This window comes from Kribbella sp. NPDC050820 (assembly GCF_040653975.1).
Taxonomy (GTDB): domain Bacteria; phylum Actinomycetota; class Actinomycetes; order Propionibacteriales; family Kribbellaceae; genus Kribbella.
The window spans coordinates 22,828-38,673 of record NZ_JBFAHB010000063.1 but is presented as its reverse complement, the minus strand read 5'-3'; the positions used below and the strand labels follow the sequence as shown (position 1 = coordinate 38,673).

Annotated in this window: 13 protein-coding genes; 7 read left to right on the top strand and 6 right to left on the bottom strand. The window is 70.3% G+C overall.

Annotated elements, in window-relative coordinates:
• Nucleotides 1–77: 77 nt before the first annotated feature.
• Nucleotides 78–1,574, top strand: a complete 1,497-nt coding sequence (locus AB0H36_RS36670; protein WP_360534542.1) for a leucyl aminopeptidase — start codon at nt 78–80, stop codon at nt 1,572–1,574.
• Here the strand turns inward: AB0H36_RS36670 and AB0H36_RS36665 are convergent.
• Nucleotides 1,563–1,895: a cupin domain-containing protein gene (locus AB0H36_RS36665; protein ID WP_360534540.1), complete on the bottom strand. Its 333-nt coding sequence runs from the start codon at nt 1,893–1,895 to the stop codon at nt 1,563–1,565. The two genes, AB0H36_RS36670 and AB0H36_RS36665, sit on opposite strands and share 12 nt — an antisense overlap.
• 2 nt (nt 1,896–1,897) lie before the next feature.
• Entirely contained in the window at nt 1,898–2,575 is a 678-nt protein-coding gene (locus AB0H36_RS36660) for a DUF2848 domain-containing protein (RefSeq protein ID WP_360534538.1), read from the bottom strand.
• Nucleotides 2,576–2,668: 93 nt separating this feature from the next.
• Here AB0H36_RS36660 and AB0H36_RS36655 point away from each other — a divergent pair, with 93 nt between their 5' ends.
• On the top strand, nt 2,669–3,961 hold the full coding sequence (locus AB0H36_RS36655) for an MFS transporter (protein ID WP_360534536.1): 1,293 nt from the start codon (nt 2,669–2,671) through the stop codon (nt 3,959–3,961).
• Here the strand turns inward: AB0H36_RS36655 and AB0H36_RS36650 are convergent.
• Nucleotides 3,948–4,586, bottom strand: coding sequence for a GntR family transcriptional regulator (locus AB0H36_RS36650; protein WP_360534534.1), 639 nt, complete (start codon nt 4,584–4,586; stop codon nt 3,948–3,950). The genes AB0H36_RS36655 and AB0H36_RS36650 overlap by 14 nt on opposite strands.
• Nucleotides 4,587–4,615: 29 nt before the next feature.
• Here AB0H36_RS36650 and AB0H36_RS36645 point away from each other — a divergent pair, with 29 nt between their 5' ends.
• Nucleotides 4,616–5,386 carry a carbon-nitrogen hydrolase family protein gene (locus AB0H36_RS36645; protein ID WP_360534532.1) on the top strand — a complete coding sequence of 257 codons (771 nt, stop codon included), beginning with the start codon at nt 4,616–4,618 and terminating at the stop codon, nt 5,384–5,386.
• On the opposite strand, the gene AB0H36_RS36640 is transcribed toward AB0H36_RS36645, so the two are convergent.
• The gene (locus tag AB0H36_RS36640) at nt 5,383–5,700 is read right to left on the bottom strand and encodes a hypothetical protein (protein WP_360534530.1); all 318 of its coding nucleotides are present in this window, start codon (nt 5,698–5,700) and stop codon (nt 5,383–5,385) included. The two genes, AB0H36_RS36645 and AB0H36_RS36640, sit on opposite strands and share 4 nt — an antisense overlap.
• A gap of 156 nt (nt 5,701–5,856) precedes the next feature.
• Here AB0H36_RS36640 and lpdA point away from each other — a divergent pair, with 156 nt between their 5' ends.
• The 3 genes from lpdA (at nt 5,857) to AB0H36_RS36625 (ending at nt 10,722) form a co-directional block, all read left to right on the top strand.
• Nucleotides 5,857–7,236, top strand: a complete 1,380-nt coding sequence (gene lpdA / locus AB0H36_RS36635) for a dihydrolipoyl dehydrogenase (RefSeq protein ID WP_360534528.1) — start codon at nt 5,857–5,859, stop codon at nt 7,234–7,236.
• A 139-nt stretch (nt 7,237–7,375) separates the two neighbouring features.
• Entirely contained in the window at nt 7,376–9,316 is a 1,941-nt protein-coding gene (sucB, locus tag AB0H36_RS36630; protein ID WP_360534526.1) for a 2-oxoglutarate dehydrogenase, E2 component, dihydrolipoamide succinyltransferase, read from the top strand.
• Between the two features lie 515 nt (nt 9,317–9,831).
• Nucleotides 9,832–10,722 (top strand): TIGR01777 family oxidoreductase, encoded by an 891-nt coding sequence (locus tag AB0H36_RS36625; protein WP_360534524.1) that lies wholly within the window; start codon nt 9,832–9,834, stop codon nt 10,720–10,722.
• A 163-nt stretch (nt 10,723–10,885) separates the two neighbouring features.
• Here AB0H36_RS36625 and AB0H36_RS36620 read toward each other — a convergent pair whose 3' ends face one another.
• A complete protein-coding gene (locus AB0H36_RS36620) occupies nt 10,886–13,123 on the bottom strand; it encodes a protein kinase (protein ID WP_360534522.1) in 2,238 nt (745 codons plus the stop codon).
• 132 nt (nt 13,124–13,255) lie between these two features.
• Here AB0H36_RS36620 and lipB point away from each other — a divergent pair, with 132 nt between their 5' ends.
• Entirely contained in the window at nt 13,256–13,969 is a 714-nt protein-coding gene (gene lipB / locus AB0H36_RS36615) for a lipoyl(octanoyl) transferase LipB (protein WP_360534521.1), read from the top strand.
• Between the two features lie 461 nt (nt 13,970–14,430).
• On the opposite strand, the gene AB0H36_RS36610 is transcribed toward lipB, so the two are convergent.
• Nucleotides 14,431–15,813, bottom strand: coding sequence for a sulfatase-like hydrolase/transferase (locus AB0H36_RS36610; protein WP_360534519.1), 1,383 nt, complete (start codon nt 15,811–15,813; stop codon nt 14,431–14,433).
• Nucleotides 15,814–15,846 lie beyond the last annotated feature (33 nt).

Below are 15,846 nucleotides of genomic sequence, written 5' to 3'. Positions count from 1 at the left end.
GTAGCATGCGGAGGCAGCATTCACGTACCGTCACGACCGGCCGCTGCGCCCGCCGGTCAAGGAGGACTGAGATTTTCGTGAGCACCATCACCCTGAGCAAGGCCGATGCGGCCGGCGTCCGGACCGACGCCGTCGTCATCGGCGTGGTCAAGGTCGGCGGCGGTGTCACCCTGCCGGCCGGCACCGAGTCGCTGAACGCCGCGTACGGCGGGAAGCTGGTGGAGGTGCTGTCCGGTCTCGGCGCCACCGGCAAGGCCGGCGAGGTCACCAAGGTGCCCGGGCCGAAGCCGGGCAAGTCGGCCACCCTGATCGCGGTCGGCCTCGGCGAGGCGCCTGACGGTGCGCTGAAGACCGAGGACCTGCGGACGGCGGCCGGCGCCGGCGTCCGGGCCGCCAAGACGTCGCAGTCGGTCGCCTTCGCGCTGCCGACCCCGGACGCCGACTGCATCCGCGCGATCGCCGAGGGCGCCCTGCTCGGGCGGTACGCGTTCACGGCGTACAAGTCCTCCGACTCCGCCCCGGAGACTGCCGGCAACCTGACCGTGCTGACCGACCTGGCCCGGAACAAGGACGCCCGGACCGCGCTCGAGCGCGCCGAGGTGACCGCCGACGCGGTCCGCCAGGTGCGCGACTGGGTGAACACGCCGCCGTCGGACCTGAACCCGGCCGACTTCGCCGCCGAGGCGGCCAAGCTCGGCAAGGAGCACGGCGTCAAGGTCGAGGTGCTGGACGAGAAGGCGCTGACCAAGGGCGGGTACGGCGGCATCCTCGGCGTCGGCCAGGGGTCGGCCAACCCGCCGCGGCTGATCCGGATCAGCTACACCCCGAAGAAGGCGGTCACCCACCTGGCCTTCGTCGGCAAAGGCATCACCTTCGACTCCGGCGGCCTGTCGCTGAAGACGGCCAGCGGGATGATCAGCATGAAGGCCGACATGGCCGGCGCCGCCGCGGTGATCGGCGCGACCGTCGCGATCGCCCGGCTCGGCCTGCCGGTCCAGGTCACCACGTACGCCGCGATGGCCGAGAACATGCCGTCCGGCTCGGCGGCCCGCCCGTCCGACGTCCTGACCATGTACGGCGGCAAGACCGTCGAGGTGCTGAACACCGACGCCGAGGGCCGGCTCGTCCTCGGCGATGCCCTGGTCCGGGCGTCGGAGGACCAGCCGGACCTGATCGTCGACGTGGCCACCCTGACCGGCGCCTGCGTCGTTGCCCTGGGCACCAAGGTGGCCGGCGCGTTCGCGAACACCGACACCGCCCGGGACCGGGTGGTGGACGCCGCGGTCGCGGCCGGCGAGGCGATGTGGCCGCTGCCGATCCCGGCCGAGATGCTGGACAAGCTGAAGTCGCACTCCAAGGTCGCCGACCTGGCCAACATCACCGGCGAGCCGTGGGGCGGCGCGCTGGCCGCGGCCGCGTTCCTCGGCGATTTCGTTGCTGATGGCATCGACTGGGTGCACCTGGACGTGGCCGGCCCGGCGTTCAACGAGGGCTCCGCGTCCGGCTACACCCCGGCCGGCGGCACCGGTTACGCCGTACGCACCCTGGTGGAGCTGGCCGCCTCAGCCGGCTGAGTAGCGGATCTCGAGCATCACGCAGCCGCCGGCCGTCGTGTACGGGCCGTGCGGCATCCCCGGCGGCCGGCAAGCGTAGTCGCCGGGGCCGAACGTCCGCTCGAGGGTGAGATCGGTCAGCTCACCCTCGAGCAGGTACACCTCTTCGACGTACTCGTGCCTGATCACCTCGTCGCCCGACCTGGTGCCGGGCGCCCAGCGCGCAATGCGCGTGAGCGTCCCGTCCTCGGGGTCCTGGCTGAGGATGCGTTGGGTGATCCCGCCCCCTGCGTCGGTCCAGGTCAGCTCTGTCGTCGCGAAGAATTCCCGCTCGGCCTTCATTGTCAGTCCCAGGCCGGCGCGAGCTCTTCGACCGTGTAGTTGATCCGGCTCGTGAGGCCGCGCGGGTCGGTGAGCTCGACCCGCCAGGCGTCGGCGAATTGGTCGACGCCCGCGATCATCGGGATCGTCCCGCTCAGCAGGACGGTGCCCGGGACGACCCGGTCGCCGAGCTCCTTCAGCCAGTACGCCGGCGGCAGCAACTGGGCGAGGGTGCCGTCCTGAATCAGCTGCTCGGTGTCGCCGTGCCGGACCCACGCCTTCAGCGTGAACTGGTCCAGCTCGTCCTCGATGTCGGCGAGCGGCCAGGCCACGTCGCCGAGCACATCCGGCGCGGACTGCTTGCTCCAGGCAACACCGTGCACCTCGAGCGCGCGGTCGGTGTGATCGCACGCGACCGTGAGCAGCACGTCGCTCTCCCCGACCACCAGCGCCCACTCCGCCTCGCCCGACGTCTTGGCGTGGGCGACCTGGACAACCTCCGGCCGCCCGACCAGCGACGCGGACAGCGGGTACAGGGTCGGAATCCGGCGCGGCGCCGGTACGCCGAGCTCGGCCAGCTCGTCCACGTGGTGCTGGACCTGCTCGGTGTCGCGTCCGGCGTACCCGGCGTTCAGGGCGTAGCGGACGGCGATCTCCCGCTCACTGCCGTCGGGCAGGGTGAAGCGCAGGGTCTGGCTCATCTGGTGACTCCTCCGAAATTTCTGCAGTCAGCGCTTGCGTGAACACGTCGTATACAACGAGTATGGAGCATCCCCCCAAGGAGGTCCACCTCGATGTCCAACTCCCCGTCAGAACGCCGGGGCCTCTACAAGGCCTTCGCCGCCAGCCTGTCCGGCACCTCGCTGGAGTGGTACGACTTCGCCGTCTACTCCTCCGCGGCCGCGCTCGTCTTCGGCGACTTGTTCTTCCCCGGCAGTGACCCGCTCACCGGCACGTTGCAGGCCTTCGCGACGTACGCGGTCGGGTACGTCGCCCGTCCGCTCGGCGGGATCTTCTTCGGCCGGCTCGGCGACGTGATCGGCCGCAAGCGGGTGCTGGTCGCAACGCTGCTGCTGATCGGCGTGGCCACGTTCTTCATCGGCCTGCTGCCGACCCACGCTCAGGCCGGGGCGATCGCGCCGACGCTGCTGGTCGCGCTCCGCTTCGCGCAGGGCGTCGGCGTGGGCGGCGAGTGGGGTGGAGCCGTGCTGCTGAGTAGTGAGTTCAGCAAGCCCGGCGAGCGCGGGTTCTGGGCGTCAGCGGCGCAGGTGGGGCCGCCGCTCGGGACGTTGATGGCGAACGGCGTACTTGCTGTTCTTGCCGGTGCGTTGTCCGAGGAAGCGTTTCTGAGCTGGGGATGGCGGGTCGCCTTCCTGCTGTCCGCCGTACTCGTTGCCTTCGGGCTGCTGATCCGGACGAAGCTGGAGGAGACTCCGGTGTTCCGGGAGCTCGAGGCGCGGGGCGATCGGCCGACGGCGCCGGTGTCGGAGGTGCTGCAGACGCAGACCCGGCCGCTGATCGCGGCCATCCTGGCGCGGGTCGGACCGGATGTTCTCTACGCGATGTTCGCGGTGTTCGTGCTCACGTACGCGACCAAGGAGCTGGGGATGAGTCGTGGCGCGGCGGTGACCGCCGTACTGATCGGATCGGCGTTCCAGGTCGGGCTGATTCCCTTGTCTGGTTGGCTTTCCGACCGGTATGGACGTCGTACCATCTATGCCGTCGGAGCCATCGGTGGGGCGGTCTGGTCGGTGGTGTTCTTCGCCATGGCGTCGTCGTTTGCGACCGTGCTGGCGGGGGTGGTGATCGGGTTGCTGTTCCACTCGCTGATGTACGGGCCGCAGGCTGCCTTCGTGTCGGAGCAGTTCACCGCACGGCTGCGGTACACGGGGTCGTCGCTGGCCTACACGTTCGCGGGCGTGATCGGTGGCGCGCTGGCGCCGCTGGCGTTCACGTACTTCCTCGCGAAGGCGGGGACGGGCTACGTGATCGCGGCGTACATCGTGGTGGCCTGCTCGGTCACGCTGGTGGGTCTGCGGCTGGGCCGCGCGGTGAACGACGAGGCTCTGGTTGTCAGCCCTGCATGAGCAGCGAGCCGGTGGAGTCGAGGTGGCTGAGGATCGCCTTCTCGGCCGCCTCCGGCTTGCCCGCCGCCAACCCGTCGACGATGGCCTGGTGCTCCTCGAGCACCTCCTGCCGGCGGGTGGCGCTGCGCTGCAGAGCGACGACCCCGAGCAGCACGTGCTTGGCCCGGAGGTTGTCGTACAGCCGGGCCAGCACCGAGTTGCCGGCCGCGTCGACCAGCAGCGCGTGGAACTGGCTGTCCAGCTCGATGAACTCCTTGGCGTCGCCGTTGTCGACAATCGACCGCTGCTGCTCGAGTACGGCGGACATCGCGTCGACCGGCGCGATACCGGCCGCGAGCGAGGTGGTCGCGGCCCAGGTCTCGATCACCCCGCGGGCCTGCATCATCTCCGCGATCTCCCGGCCCGGCACCGGCGCCACGAAGGCGCCCCGGTGCGGCACCAGCTGGACCAGGTCCTCGGCTGCGAGCATGAGCAGTGCCTCGCGGACGGGGGTCCGGGAGATCCCGACCTCGGTCGCCACGGCCTGCTCGTTGATGAACGTCCCGGAGACCGCAGGGTCGCTCAGGACCGTCCCCCGCAGGTACTGGTAGGCGCGATCCCGGCCCGAGTCCCCACTCAATCGCATACTCAATGTATACAGCCTTGGAGGACCAGATGACACTTCTCCGCGTTGCCGCCGCCCAGGTCTCGGCCGGTCCGGACCCGGTCGCCAACCTCGTCACCGCCACGGACGCAGTACGGCGGGCCGCCGCCGACGGGGCCTCGCTGGTCGTGCTGCCGGAGGCTGTGCTGGCCTGTTTCGGCACCGATCTGCGGACTGTCGCCGAGCCGCTGGACGGGCCGTTCGCGACCGGGCTGCGCAAGGTGGCCGCGGATCTCGGCGTGGTGGTCGTGGCCGGGCTGTTCGAGCCGGCTGACGACGGCCGGGTGCACAACACCTTGCTGGTCACGGGGCCTGGCGTGGAGACGTCGTACCGGAAGATCCATCTGTACGACGCCTTCGGGTCGCGTGAGTCGGACACCGTTGCCCCGGGCAAGGAGCTGGTGACGTTCGGGTACGGCGACGTGACCGTCGGACTGGCGACCTGCTACGACCTGCGGTTCGCGGACCAGTTCACGGCGCTGGGGCGGCTGGGTGCGGAGTTGGTCGTCGTACCGGCGTCGTGGGGTGCGGGGCCGGGTAAGGAGGAGCAGTGGGACCTGCTGACGCGGGCGCGGGCTGCGGACGCGCAGGCCTGGGTGCTGGCGTGCGGCCAGGCCTATGTGCCGCCGGTGGGTACGGATCCGCTCGGCATCGGGCGGAGCAGCCTGACCACTCCGCTGGGCCAGACGGCTTCGCGGCTTGGCGCTGCGGCTGACATCCTGCACGGGGTTGTCGACACCTCCGTGGTCTCGGGGGTGCGACAGCGGGTCCCCATCCTCTAGGCGAGGCCGTTCTTCTTCATGCGGGCGTTGTACTCGCGCATCCGGGGCGGGTAGCCGACGACGGCGGCGTCGTACGACGGGATCCCCAGCTTGTTGGCGAAGTTGTGCGCCCATTCGACCGAGGGGACCCGGCGCCGGGTCCACTCGCCGTCGATGGCCACCAGCAGCAGGGTGTACTCCGTCACCGCCGTCCGCGGCTCGACGAAGCCCTCGACGCCCTGGCGGGTTTGGGCGAACTCCCGCAGGTGCGCCTGGTCGGGGTTGTCCGACCGGCGCATCGTGCCCGGCTTCTGCCGGCGACCGAACCACTTCATGGGGCAAGTGTCCCCTATCCGGGCAACTCGGGGCACGAAATCTCCTGTAACGGTTCCGGGTGGCCCGGGGGTGGCGCACGACGGCAGCGGTGAAAGGATGACGTGGGCCCTGCCCGCGATCCGGGCCGCCCGCCGACCAGACCCACGGAGGAACCTGTGACTGAGAGTGGTACGACGTACGACCTGGTGATACTCGGTGGCGGCAGCGGTGGCTATGCCGCCGGACTGCGTGCCGCGACGCTCGGGTTGTCGGTGGCGCTGATCGAGAAGGACAAGGTCGGCGGGACGTGTCTGCACCGCGGCTGCATCCCCACCAAGGCGCTGCTGCACGCCGCGGAGGTGGCCGACTCGGCCCGCGAGGGTGAGCAGTTCGGCGTCCGCACCACGCTCGAGGGTGTCGACATGGGCGGGGTGAACAAGTACAAGGACGGCGTCGTCGACCGGCTCTTCAAGGGTCTGCAGGGCCAGCTGAAGGCCCGCGGCATCACCGTCATCGAGGGCGAAGGCCGCCTCACTTCTCCGACCACGGTCGAGGTTGCGGGGACGACGTACACCGGGCGCAACGTGATCCTGGCGTCCGGCTCGTACTCGCGGTCGCTGCCCGGCCTCGAGCTGGACGGGAACCGGGTCATCGCCAGCGAGCACGCGCTGACGCTGGACCGCGTCCCGGAGTCCGCCGTCGTACTGGGCGGCGGGGTGATCGGGGTCGAGTTCGCCTCCGCGTGGACCTCCTTCGGCACCAAGGTCACCATCGTCGAGGCGCTGCCCCGGCTGGTGCCGTCCGAGGACGCCGACTGCTCCAAGACCCTCGAGCGGGCGTTCCGGAAGCGGAAGATCGCGTTCAAGACGGGGACGCCGTTCGAGTCCGTCGAGGTGGTGGACAACGGCGTCCGGGTGACCGTCGCCGGGGGCGAGGTGATCGAGGCCGAGGTGCTGCTGGTCGCGGTCGGCCGCGGCCCCAACACCAGCGGCCTCGGCTACGAGGAGGTCGGCGTCGCGCTCGACCGTGGCTTCGTGACCGTCGACTCCACCCTGCAGACGTCCGTGCCGGGCGTGTACGCGGTCGGTGACATCGTCCCCGGCCTGCAGCTCGCGCACCGCGGCTTCCAGCAGGGCATCTTCGTCGCCGAGCACCTCGCCGGGCTTTCGCCGACCCCGATCGACGAGGCCGGCATCCCGCGCGTCACGTACTCCGAGCCCGAGGTCGCCTCGGTCGGCCTGACCGAGGAGCAGGCCCGGGACAAGTACGGCGACGTCGAGGTCCTGAACTACAACCTCGGCGGCAACGGCAAGAGCCAGATCCTGAAGACCCAGGGCTTCGTGAAGCTGGTCCGGGCCAAGGACGGCGCCGTGGTCGGGCTGCACATGGTCGGCTCCCGTGTCGGGGAGCTGATCGGCGAGGCCCAGCTGATCTACAACTGGGAGGCGTACCCGGCCGACGTCGCGCCGCTCGTGCACGCCCACCCCACCCAGAACGAGGCCCTCGGCGAAGCCCACCTGGCACTCGCCGGCAAGCCCCTGCATTTCCATGATTGAGATCCGCGGACGGACCACTGGCCCGTCCGAGTAGGTTTGAGCCCGTGGGAGCGCGCTGGGTCCGCTGACCCGGATCCGGCTCGCTCCGGCGGCACCGTAGGCTGACCTCGACCGATCTGACGAAGGAGCAACGACCGTCATGCCGACCTCTGTATCCCTGCCGGCCCTCGGGGAGAGCGTCACCGAAGGAACCGTCACCCGCTGGCTCAAGCAGGTCGGCGACACGGTTGCCGTCGACGAGCCCCTGCTGGAGGTCTCGACCGACAAGGTCGACACCGAGATCCCCTCGCCCGTGGCCGGAACCCTGCTCGAGATCAAGGCCGCCGAGGACGAGACCGTAGAGGTCGGCGCCGAACTAGCCGTCATCGGCGACGCCGGCGAATCCACCGGCTCCGCCCAGGACGCTCCCGCCCAGGAGGCCCCCGCCGAGCAGCCCGCCGCCGAAGCCGCCCCGGCCCAGCAGGCCCCCGCCGCCGAGGCCGCACCAGCGCAGCAGGCCCCCGCCGCCCAGGCCGCCCCCGCCGAGCAGCAGGCCTCGAACTCTTCTTCTTCGGCCGCAGCGACCTCTGCCCCCGCGACCTCCCCGGCCGCATCGGCACCCGCCTCAGGCACCCCCGTCACCCTCCCCGCCCTAGGCGAGAGCGTGACCGAGGGAACAGTCACCCGCTGGCTGAAGCAGGTAGGCGACGACGTAGCAGTAGACGAGCCCCTCCTCGAGGTCTCCACCGACAAGGTAGACACCGAGATCCCCAGCCCCGTCGCCGGCAAACTCCTGGAAATCAAGGTCGCCGAAGACGAAACCGTAGAGGTAGGCGCCGAACTAGCCATCGTAGGCTCCGCCGACGCAGCCTCGGCCCCCGCCGAGACCCCCGCCGCTCCCGCAGAAGCCCCCGCCCAGGCCCCCGCGGCCCAGGCGCCGGCCCCGGCAGCAGCACCGGCCCCAGCTCAGGCACCGGCCCAGGCCCCCACCGCAGCCCCGGCTCCGCAGGCCGCCCCGGCCCCCCAGGCCGCCCCGGCTCCGCAAGCGGCCCCGGCTGCCCAGGCGGCCCCCGCCCAGCCCGCCCCCTCCGCCTCTTCTCCGGCCGCAGCGACCTCAGCCCCCGCGACCTCCCCGGCCGCATCGGCACCCGCCGCAACCCAAACGACCTCCCCCAACGGTGAAGGCCCCAACTACGTCACCCCGCTGGTCCGCAAGCTCGCGGCCGAGCACCAGGTAGACCTCAACGCCGTACAGGGCACCGGCGTCGGCGGCCGAATCCGCAAGCAGGACGTCATCGCCGCCGCCGAAACCAAGAAGGCAGCCGCCGCAGCCCCCGCCGCCGCACCCGCGGCCGCCTCGGCTCCGGCCGCCGCGGCGACGATCAGCCCGCTCCGCGGCACCACCGAGAAGATGAGCCGGATCCGCAAGGCGATCGCCAGCCACATGGTGAACTCGCTGAAGGTCTCGGCCCAGCTGACCACCGTGGTCGAGGTCGACGTCACCGAGATCGCCAAGCTGCGGAACGCGAAGAAGGCCGAGTTCGAGGCCCGCGAGGGCGTCAAGCTGTCCTTCCTGCCGTTCTTCGCCCAGGCCGCGGTCGACGCGCTGAAGCAGTACCCGAAGCTCAACGCCTCGATCGACGAGGAGAAGGGCGAGATCACGTACCACGCCGCCGAGCACCTCGGTATCGCCGTCGACGTGGAGAAGGGCCTGATGGTCCCGGTCGTGCACAACGCCGGCGACCTGAACATCGCGGGCCTGGCGAAGAAGATCGCCGATCTCGCCGACCGCACCCGCAACAACAAGGTGCTGCCGGACGAGATGGCCGGCGGCACCTTCACCATCACCAACACCGGCAGCCGCGGCGCCCTGTTCGACACCCCGATCCTGAACCAGCCCCAGGTCGGCATGCTCGGCACCGGCGCGGTCGTGAAGCGCCCGGTCGTCATCACCCACCCGGAGCTCGGCGAGACCATCGCCATCCGCCAGATGGTCTACCTGGCCCTCACCTACGACCACCGCCTGGTAGACGGCGCCGACGCCGCCCGCTACCTGACCGCCGTCAAGCAGCGCCTCGAAGAGGCCCAGTTCGACGTCTGATCCCCACCCAGCACCACCAGCGCCGGCCCGTCCCCAAGACGAGCCGGCGCTGTCTCATTCCCCCACCGCCCCCACCCGACCCACCGCAAACCCACAAGCCCTCGCGTCCCCCGCCCACCGCACCCCCTCACGTCCCCACCGCCGCCCGCAACCCCTCGCCACCTCTGCCAGCGCAACCCCTCGCCTCCCACCCGGCCCACCGCAACCCGACCCCGCAAGCCCTCGCGTCCCCAGCCCACCGCAACCCCTGCCTCCCCTGCCCACCGCCCCGCGCCTCCCACCCGCCCCACCGCAGCCCCGCAAACCCTCGCTTTCAGCTCGGCCTACCGCCCCGCCTGTCCGGCCTCCTCAGTCCCGCACCCAGTGCGTCCACCGATCGCGCCAGTACCCGACCTGTCTGCCGTTCCTCCGGAGAGCCAGTGCACGGAGCACACAGCCGCCCGGTTACTGTCTGACCCCGGAGTTGTTTCCCGTCGGGTACTGCGGTGGCAGGACGATCCTCAAGGAGCAGCAGGATGAAGTACGTGCTGGCCGGCGCCTCCGGCTTCCTCGGTACGGCGCTCGCCCACGACCTCACCGCCGACGGACACCAGGTCATCCGCCTGGTACGCCGTACCGCCGCAAAACCTGACGAAGTCCGCTGGGACCCAGCGCGCGGAGACCTCGACCCGACCGCCCTCGGCGACCCCGACGTCCTGGTCAACCTGGCTGGAGCGAACATCGGTCGCCCGTGGACCCCGACGTACCGGAAGGTGCTCCGCGAGAGTCGCGTCAGTACGACGTCCACCCTGGCCGCGGCCGCCGCGCAGCTCGACCGCCGGCCGGTCGTGATCACGCAGAGCGGCGTCGGCGGCTACGGCCTCGACTGCGGTGACCGGATCCTCACCGAGGACTCCGAACTCGGCGACGGCTTCCTCGCCGAGGTCGTCCGGGTGTGGGAAGGCGCACTCGAGCCAGCCCGCGTCGCCGGCAGCCGCGTCGCCTCCCTCCGCACCGGCGTCGTCCTGGACCGCAAGGCACCCGCGTTCCAACTCCTCTCCCTCCCGTTCCGCCTCGGCCTCGGCGGCCGGCTCGGTCCGGGCACGCAGTACTTCCCCGTCGTCTCCCTCACCGACTGGCTCCGCGCCGTCCGCCACGTCGCCGAACACGACACCATCAGCGGCCCCGTCAACGTCACCCTCCCCAACCCCGCCACCAACCAGGAGTTCACCGAAGCCCTGGCCACCGCCCTGCACCGCCCCGCCTTCTTCCCCATCCCCGCCTTCCTCATGAAAACCGTCCTCGGCGAGTTCGCCTGGGAACTCCTCGGCAGCAACCGAGCCCTCCCCACCCGCCTCCAATCCACCGACTTCACCTTCCACCACCCCACCGCCCCCACAGCCATCTCCGCCGCCCTCACCACCTAGAGGTGCGGAGAGCGACCGGTTGAGCAGGGCAACAACTACTGGGTTCCCGAGCCCCGAGCAACCATGACCACCGAACAACACCCCCAACAGCCGGCCCGATCACGATCCGGGCTGTTGGGGTCGCGGGCTAGGCACTAGGTGGGAAACTCCGCGCTGCTCGCGGTCAGGCGGGGGTTATGGCTGTTATTCGCCAGGTGGGGGTGGTTGGGGTGGTAGTGAGGGTTATTCGGCGGGGGGTGGGGGTGGCTGGTGGGAGGTTTGTGGTGGTGCCTGTGGGGGTTAGGGCTTGGGCGGTGGTGAGGTGGTCGGTGATGTGAAGGACGACCTCGGTGGGGGTTTGGGATTCGATAGTCGTCTTCGAGATGTGGATTGTGAGGTTGCGGATTCGGATCTGGTGTTTGCGGTAGGTGGTGAGGAGGGCTTGGTCGGCTTTCCAGGGGGCTGAGCCGGGGACGTAGATGGTGTCGAGCAGGGTGGGGTCCAGGGTCCAGAAGGCCTTTGCTCGTTGGGTGTCCAGGGCTTGGAGGGTTTGGGTCCACTTCGTTGGGTCCGCGGATGGTGGGGACGTCGGTGAGGCGGGATTGGTTACGGCGGGGTTGCTCGGGGCTGGGTCGGTTGGGGCTGGGGATTGGTGGGTGGCGGCGGCTGTGCCGGCCGGGTCGTTGCCCAAGGCGCTGACTGTTAGCAGGCCGAGGATGAGCACGACTACGGCTCCCAGGGCTGCTGCGGCCAGGACGCCGTACGCCGGATGACGGAGGACCGGGCGGCGCAGGACCGGGACCGGGTAGCGGAGGGCGAGGCGGCGCTGGACCAGGCGGCGTGGGAACAGGCGGTGGAGGACGGGGTGTCGGAGGACGGGATGTCGGAGGGCGGGGCGGGCCTGCCTCGGGGCCGGTGGTCGAGTCGGGTCGGTGGAGTTGCTTGTTTGAAGCCGGGCGGAGGGGGTTGCGGGGGGCGTGCGGTTGTGCGGGCGGGTGTGCTTTCGGCGCGGCCAGCGCGTGTGGCTTCGGCGCCAGGGGCGGGGACGGGAGCGGCGGCGGGTCTGGTGGGTCAGAGTGATCGGTGATCTGTGGGCGCTGTCATTCCAGACGGGGGATGGGGTTACGCGCTCGTCGTCTGCGGGGAGGGCTGCGCGCTCGTCGCTTGTGGGGAGGGCTGGGCGCTCGTCGTCTGCGGGAAAGGCTGCGCGCTCGGCGGCTGTGGGAAGGGTTAGGCGCCTGTCGTCGGCGGAGAGGGTTGGGCGCTTGTCGTCGGCGGGGACGGTTGGGCGCTTGTCGGGTGTGTGGTTGACGGGTGCGGTGGGGGTGGTTAGGCGGTCTAGGGGGTTTGGTGGGGATGGGCGGGCGCGGTTGGGGCGGGAGGAGTTGCGGCGGGTGGGCTTGGTGGGGCGTGGGGAGGGTTTGGGCGTGGGTGGCTGGGGTGGTTTGGGGCTGATGGTGGGTGAGGCGGTTGGCTCCGGCGGGCGTGGGCGTGGGGATAGTGGGGTGCGGGAGTGGTCGATCGGGTCGTCGGGGGTTGAGGGCTTCTTGGGTGTGGCGGCCGGGGTGGGGTCTTCGGTGAAGGCGAGGTTGATGGGGGTGGGGGTGGCGATGGTCGGGAGGGTTCGGGGGTTGGTGAGGTGGTCGGGGGTAAAGAGGGCGGGGTCGGCGCCGGACTGGTGAGCTACGTCGGCCAAGGACTTGAGGTCGTCAGTCAAGGCAGTGCCAGGGCGCGCGGAGTCGGTGGGACCAGGTGACGTGAAGGATGCGGTCGCTTTAGGGCGCGCTTTGGAGGTAGCGCCGGTGCGGGCGGGGTCGGTGATGCGAGGGTGCGCGGTGTCGGTGGGATCAGGTGACGTGGGAGATGTGGTCGCAGCATGTGCCGTGCGGGCGGTGTCGGTGCGGGCGCTTTCGGTGGGGGCAACGCCAGAACGCGCGGTGTTGGTGGGGGTGGGCGCGGTTAGGTGGGGGTGTAGGGCGGGGTCGGTTAGGACGGGGCGGCCTTCGGTGTCGAAGAGGATGTTGGTGGGGGTTATGCGGCCGTGGGTGAGGCCGGTGCGGTGGAGGTAGGCGAGAGCTTCGGCGAGTGGGGTCAGGAGGGTGACGAGCTCGCCAGGGGTGAGCGGGCCGCGGCGGATGAGGAGGGCGCTGAGTGTGCCGGCTGCGACGTACTGGCTGATGAGGAGCCACTCCTCGGCGGTCTCGCGGACGTGGTGGAGGCGGGCGAGGTGTGGGTGGTCGATGCGCTGCAGGATCTTGAGGTCTTCACGGAGCTCCTCCGGGTGTGAGATTGCGGTGATCGGGACGCTTTTGAGCACGGCGTTGCGGCCGGAAGCGCGGTCGCGAACCAGCCAGACAGAGCCGGCTGGTCCGGACCCGAGCTTGCGGCGCAGGCTGTAGCCAGCGATGTCTTCGAGTGCCATGCCCTAGAGAGTGCACGAATCGCCGGCCGCGGCCCGGAAGTTATCCACAGGCGGCCCGGGGCGAACGCCGTACGGCGGTGGGCTGTGGACGGCGGCGTACGGCGTCTGAACGGGCCGCATACACTCGAGGGCGTGAGGGAGATCAGCTTTGTGGAGGCCGGGTTCGGCGCCGGCGCGGTCGAGTACGAGGCCGCGTGGGCCGAGCAGCGGCGGCTGCACGCGGAAGTTGCCGCGGGCACCGGTTCGGACACGGTCATCTTGCTCGAGCACCCGCCGGTGTACACGGCGGGCAAGCGGACCGAGCCTCACGAGCGGCCGCTCGACGGGACGCCGGTGGTGGACGTCGACCGCGGCGGGAAGATCACTTGGCACGGTCCGGGGCAGCTGGTGGGGTACCCGATCGTGAAGCTGGCGTCGCATGTGTACGTGGTGGATTACGTACGGCGGCTGGAGGAGGCGCTGATTGCGGTCTGTGCCGAGCTTGGGGTGAAGACCGGGCGGGTCAAGGGGCGCAGCGGGGTCTGGGTGGCGGCGGACGATCGCGGGCGGGAGCGGAAGATCGCGGCGATCGGGATCCGGGTCGCGCAGGGTGTGACGATGCACGGGTTTGCGCTGAACTGCGACAACGATCTGGGGTGGTTCGACCGGATCGTGCCGTGTGGGATCTCGGACGCCGATGTGACCACGCTGTCGAAGGAGCTTGGGCGGGACGTGCCGGTGACTGAGGTGCTGGAGTCGGTACGGCGGCATCTTGGACGGATGCTGGCCTGGGACGAATACGAGCGGACGCCGGACATTGGGCACGAAGAGGCGCCTACTGCGATCACTTATGGGCTGACTGTCTGAGGTTTCTGCCGGGGGGTTGTGCCTGGGTGCGGGTAGCTCACATCCGGTGCTTTGCGGGTTGGCTTTCGGGCGACTGGCCGGCGGCTAGGCAAAGCACCGAATGTGAGCGGTTGGAGTGAGGGCGGTGCCCGGGGTGCTGGCGGCGGGCCGGGGTGGCGTCGTGCGTGCTGGCGGGCAGGGGCGGTGCCGCGGGTGCTGGCCGGGCCGGTGCCCGGGGTGCCGGCTGTGGCGCGGGGCGGTGCCGCGCGGGCCGGCGGCGGGGCGGTGCACGCCCGGCGAGCTGGCGGGCGGGGCGTGCCGCGGTGCTCGCTCGGCGAGTTGGCGGCGGAGCGGGGGCGGTGCTGTGCGTGCTGGCGGCTGGAGCGGGGCGGTGGCTCGGCGAGCTGATGACTGGGGTGGCTCTCGGCGTGCTGGCGTGGGTGGGGGTGGTGGCGGTTGGGGCGGCGGTGCGTGGGGTGGGGTTAGGAGGGTGGGGGTGTGGTTAGTGGGGGGAGGCCTACGGTGGTTCGCCAGGTGTTGTGGTGGGTGTGGAGGGTGGCTGCTAGGGCTGGTTCCGTGTGGAAGTGGTTTTGGTGTTCGGGGAGGTCTTCGGAGAGGTTGGACAGGTGCCAGCCGGTGCCCATGGGGGCGTGTTCGTAGGACTTGAGGTGGGCTACTTCGGGGGTGTCGGCTACCCAGGTGAGTTTCCAGGGGCCGGATCTGACTGACCATTGGAAGCCGCAGTCCCAGTGGAGGGTTTCGTGGGCGGTGTCGGCGGCGCCGGAGAGGACGGGTAGGAGGTTCAGGCCGTCCACAGCGGGGGTTGAGGTGCCTGCGGCTGCGGCGAGGGTGGGGACCAGGTCGAGGGTGCTGATCAGGGCGTCAGTTTGGTGGCCGGCTGGGAAGTGGGCGGGCCAGCGCCAGAGCATCGGGACTCGGATTCCGCCTTCCCACAGGGTGTACTTCGTGCCGCGGAGCGGAGTGTTGTCGCCGAAGTTGCAGGTCGAGCCGCCGTTGTCGGTGGTGTAGACGACGATCGTGTTGTCATCGACCAGGGACAGTAGCTTGCCGATCTCCGCGTCCATCAGTTCGAGCTGCGCGAGGTAGTACTCGCGGCCGTGCGGCAGGTTCGGCACGATCACGTCGTCGTACCACTCGGTGTAGGACTCGTTCACCTCCGGAGACCAGTCGCGGAACGCCGGCAGGTCCCGTGCCGCGAGTTCGGACTCGGGCAGTTGCCAGCAGAAGTTGTGGACGGCGTTGAAGGCGAGCATGCAGAAGTACGGCCGATCGTCGGTCGACTCGATGAACGACGCTGCGCGCCGCCCGAGCTCAGCAGTCAGGAAGCCCTCGTGCTCGACCGGCTCGTCTCCCGACAGCAACGGCTGCACCGCCATGTAGGTCGAAGCCGGTCCGTACGACGAGACCGCAGCATCCGAATGGTGGAGGTAGTTCAGCCGCCCGTACGACTGCCCCGCCAACCCGTACAGCGTCTCCTCGAACCCATGATGCGGAGGACAACCCCGCTCCCCCACCGACTCGCCTCCGTAGTGCACCTTGCCGAAGTACCCGGTCCGATATCCCTGGTCACGCAGGATCTCCGCCAGCGTCGGTACGTCGTCCGCCGGGAAGGCGGCCGAGTCGAACCACTTACCACCCCACCGCTGCTGGTACCGCCCCGAGATGATCGCCGCACGCGACGGACTGCAGATCGGCGCCGTGACGTAGGCGTCGGTGCAGCTCACTCCCTCGGCCGCAAGGCGATCGAGGGCTGGCGTCCGCACGTCCGGATGCACTCCGAGCGCACTCCGGTCGGCGTACCCATGGTCGTCGGACACGATCAGCAGGATGTTCGGGGCAGCCACCGGGCGGTTCCTCTCCTCAACGAGTCAACGGCT

Bases quoted from the DNA above. Each gene is read 5' to 3' on its own strand.
- AB0H36_RS36665 (WP_360534540.1), bottom strand. From the start codon at position 1,895: ATGAAGGCCGAGCGGGAATTCTTCGCGACGACAGAGCTGACCTGGACC.
- sucB (WP_360534526.1), top strand. From the start codon at position 7,376: ATGCCGACCTCTGTATCCCTGCCGGCCCTCGGGGAGAGCGTCACCGAA.
- AB0H36_RS36625 (WP_360534524.1), top strand. From the start codon at position 9,832: ATGAAGTACGTGCTGGCCGGCGCCTCCGGCTTCCTCGGTACGGCGCTC.
- AB0H36_RS36650 (WP_360534534.1), bottom strand. From the start codon at position 4,586: ATGCGATTGAGTGGGGACTCGGGCCGGGATCGCGCCTACCAGTACCTG.
- AB0H36_RS36620 (WP_360534522.1), bottom strand. From the start codon at position 13,123: ATGGCACTCGAAGACATCGCTGGCTACAGCCTGCGCCGCAAGCTCGGG.
- AB0H36_RS36655 (WP_360534536.1), top strand. From the start codon at position 2,669: ATGTCCAACTCCCCGTCAGAACGCCGGGGCCTCTACAAGGCCTTCGCC.
- AB0H36_RS36640 (WP_360534530.1), bottom strand. From the start codon at position 5,700: ATGAAGTGGTTCGGTCGCCGGCAGAAGCCGGGCACGATGCGCCGGTCG.
- AB0H36_RS36660 (WP_360534538.1), bottom strand. From the start codon at position 2,575: ATGAGCCAGACCCTGCGCTTCACCCTGCCCGACGGCAGTGAGCGGGAG.
- AB0H36_RS36645 (WP_360534532.1), top strand. From the start codon at position 4,616: ATGACACTTCTCCGCGTTGCCGCCGCCCAGGTCTCGGCCGGTCCGGAC.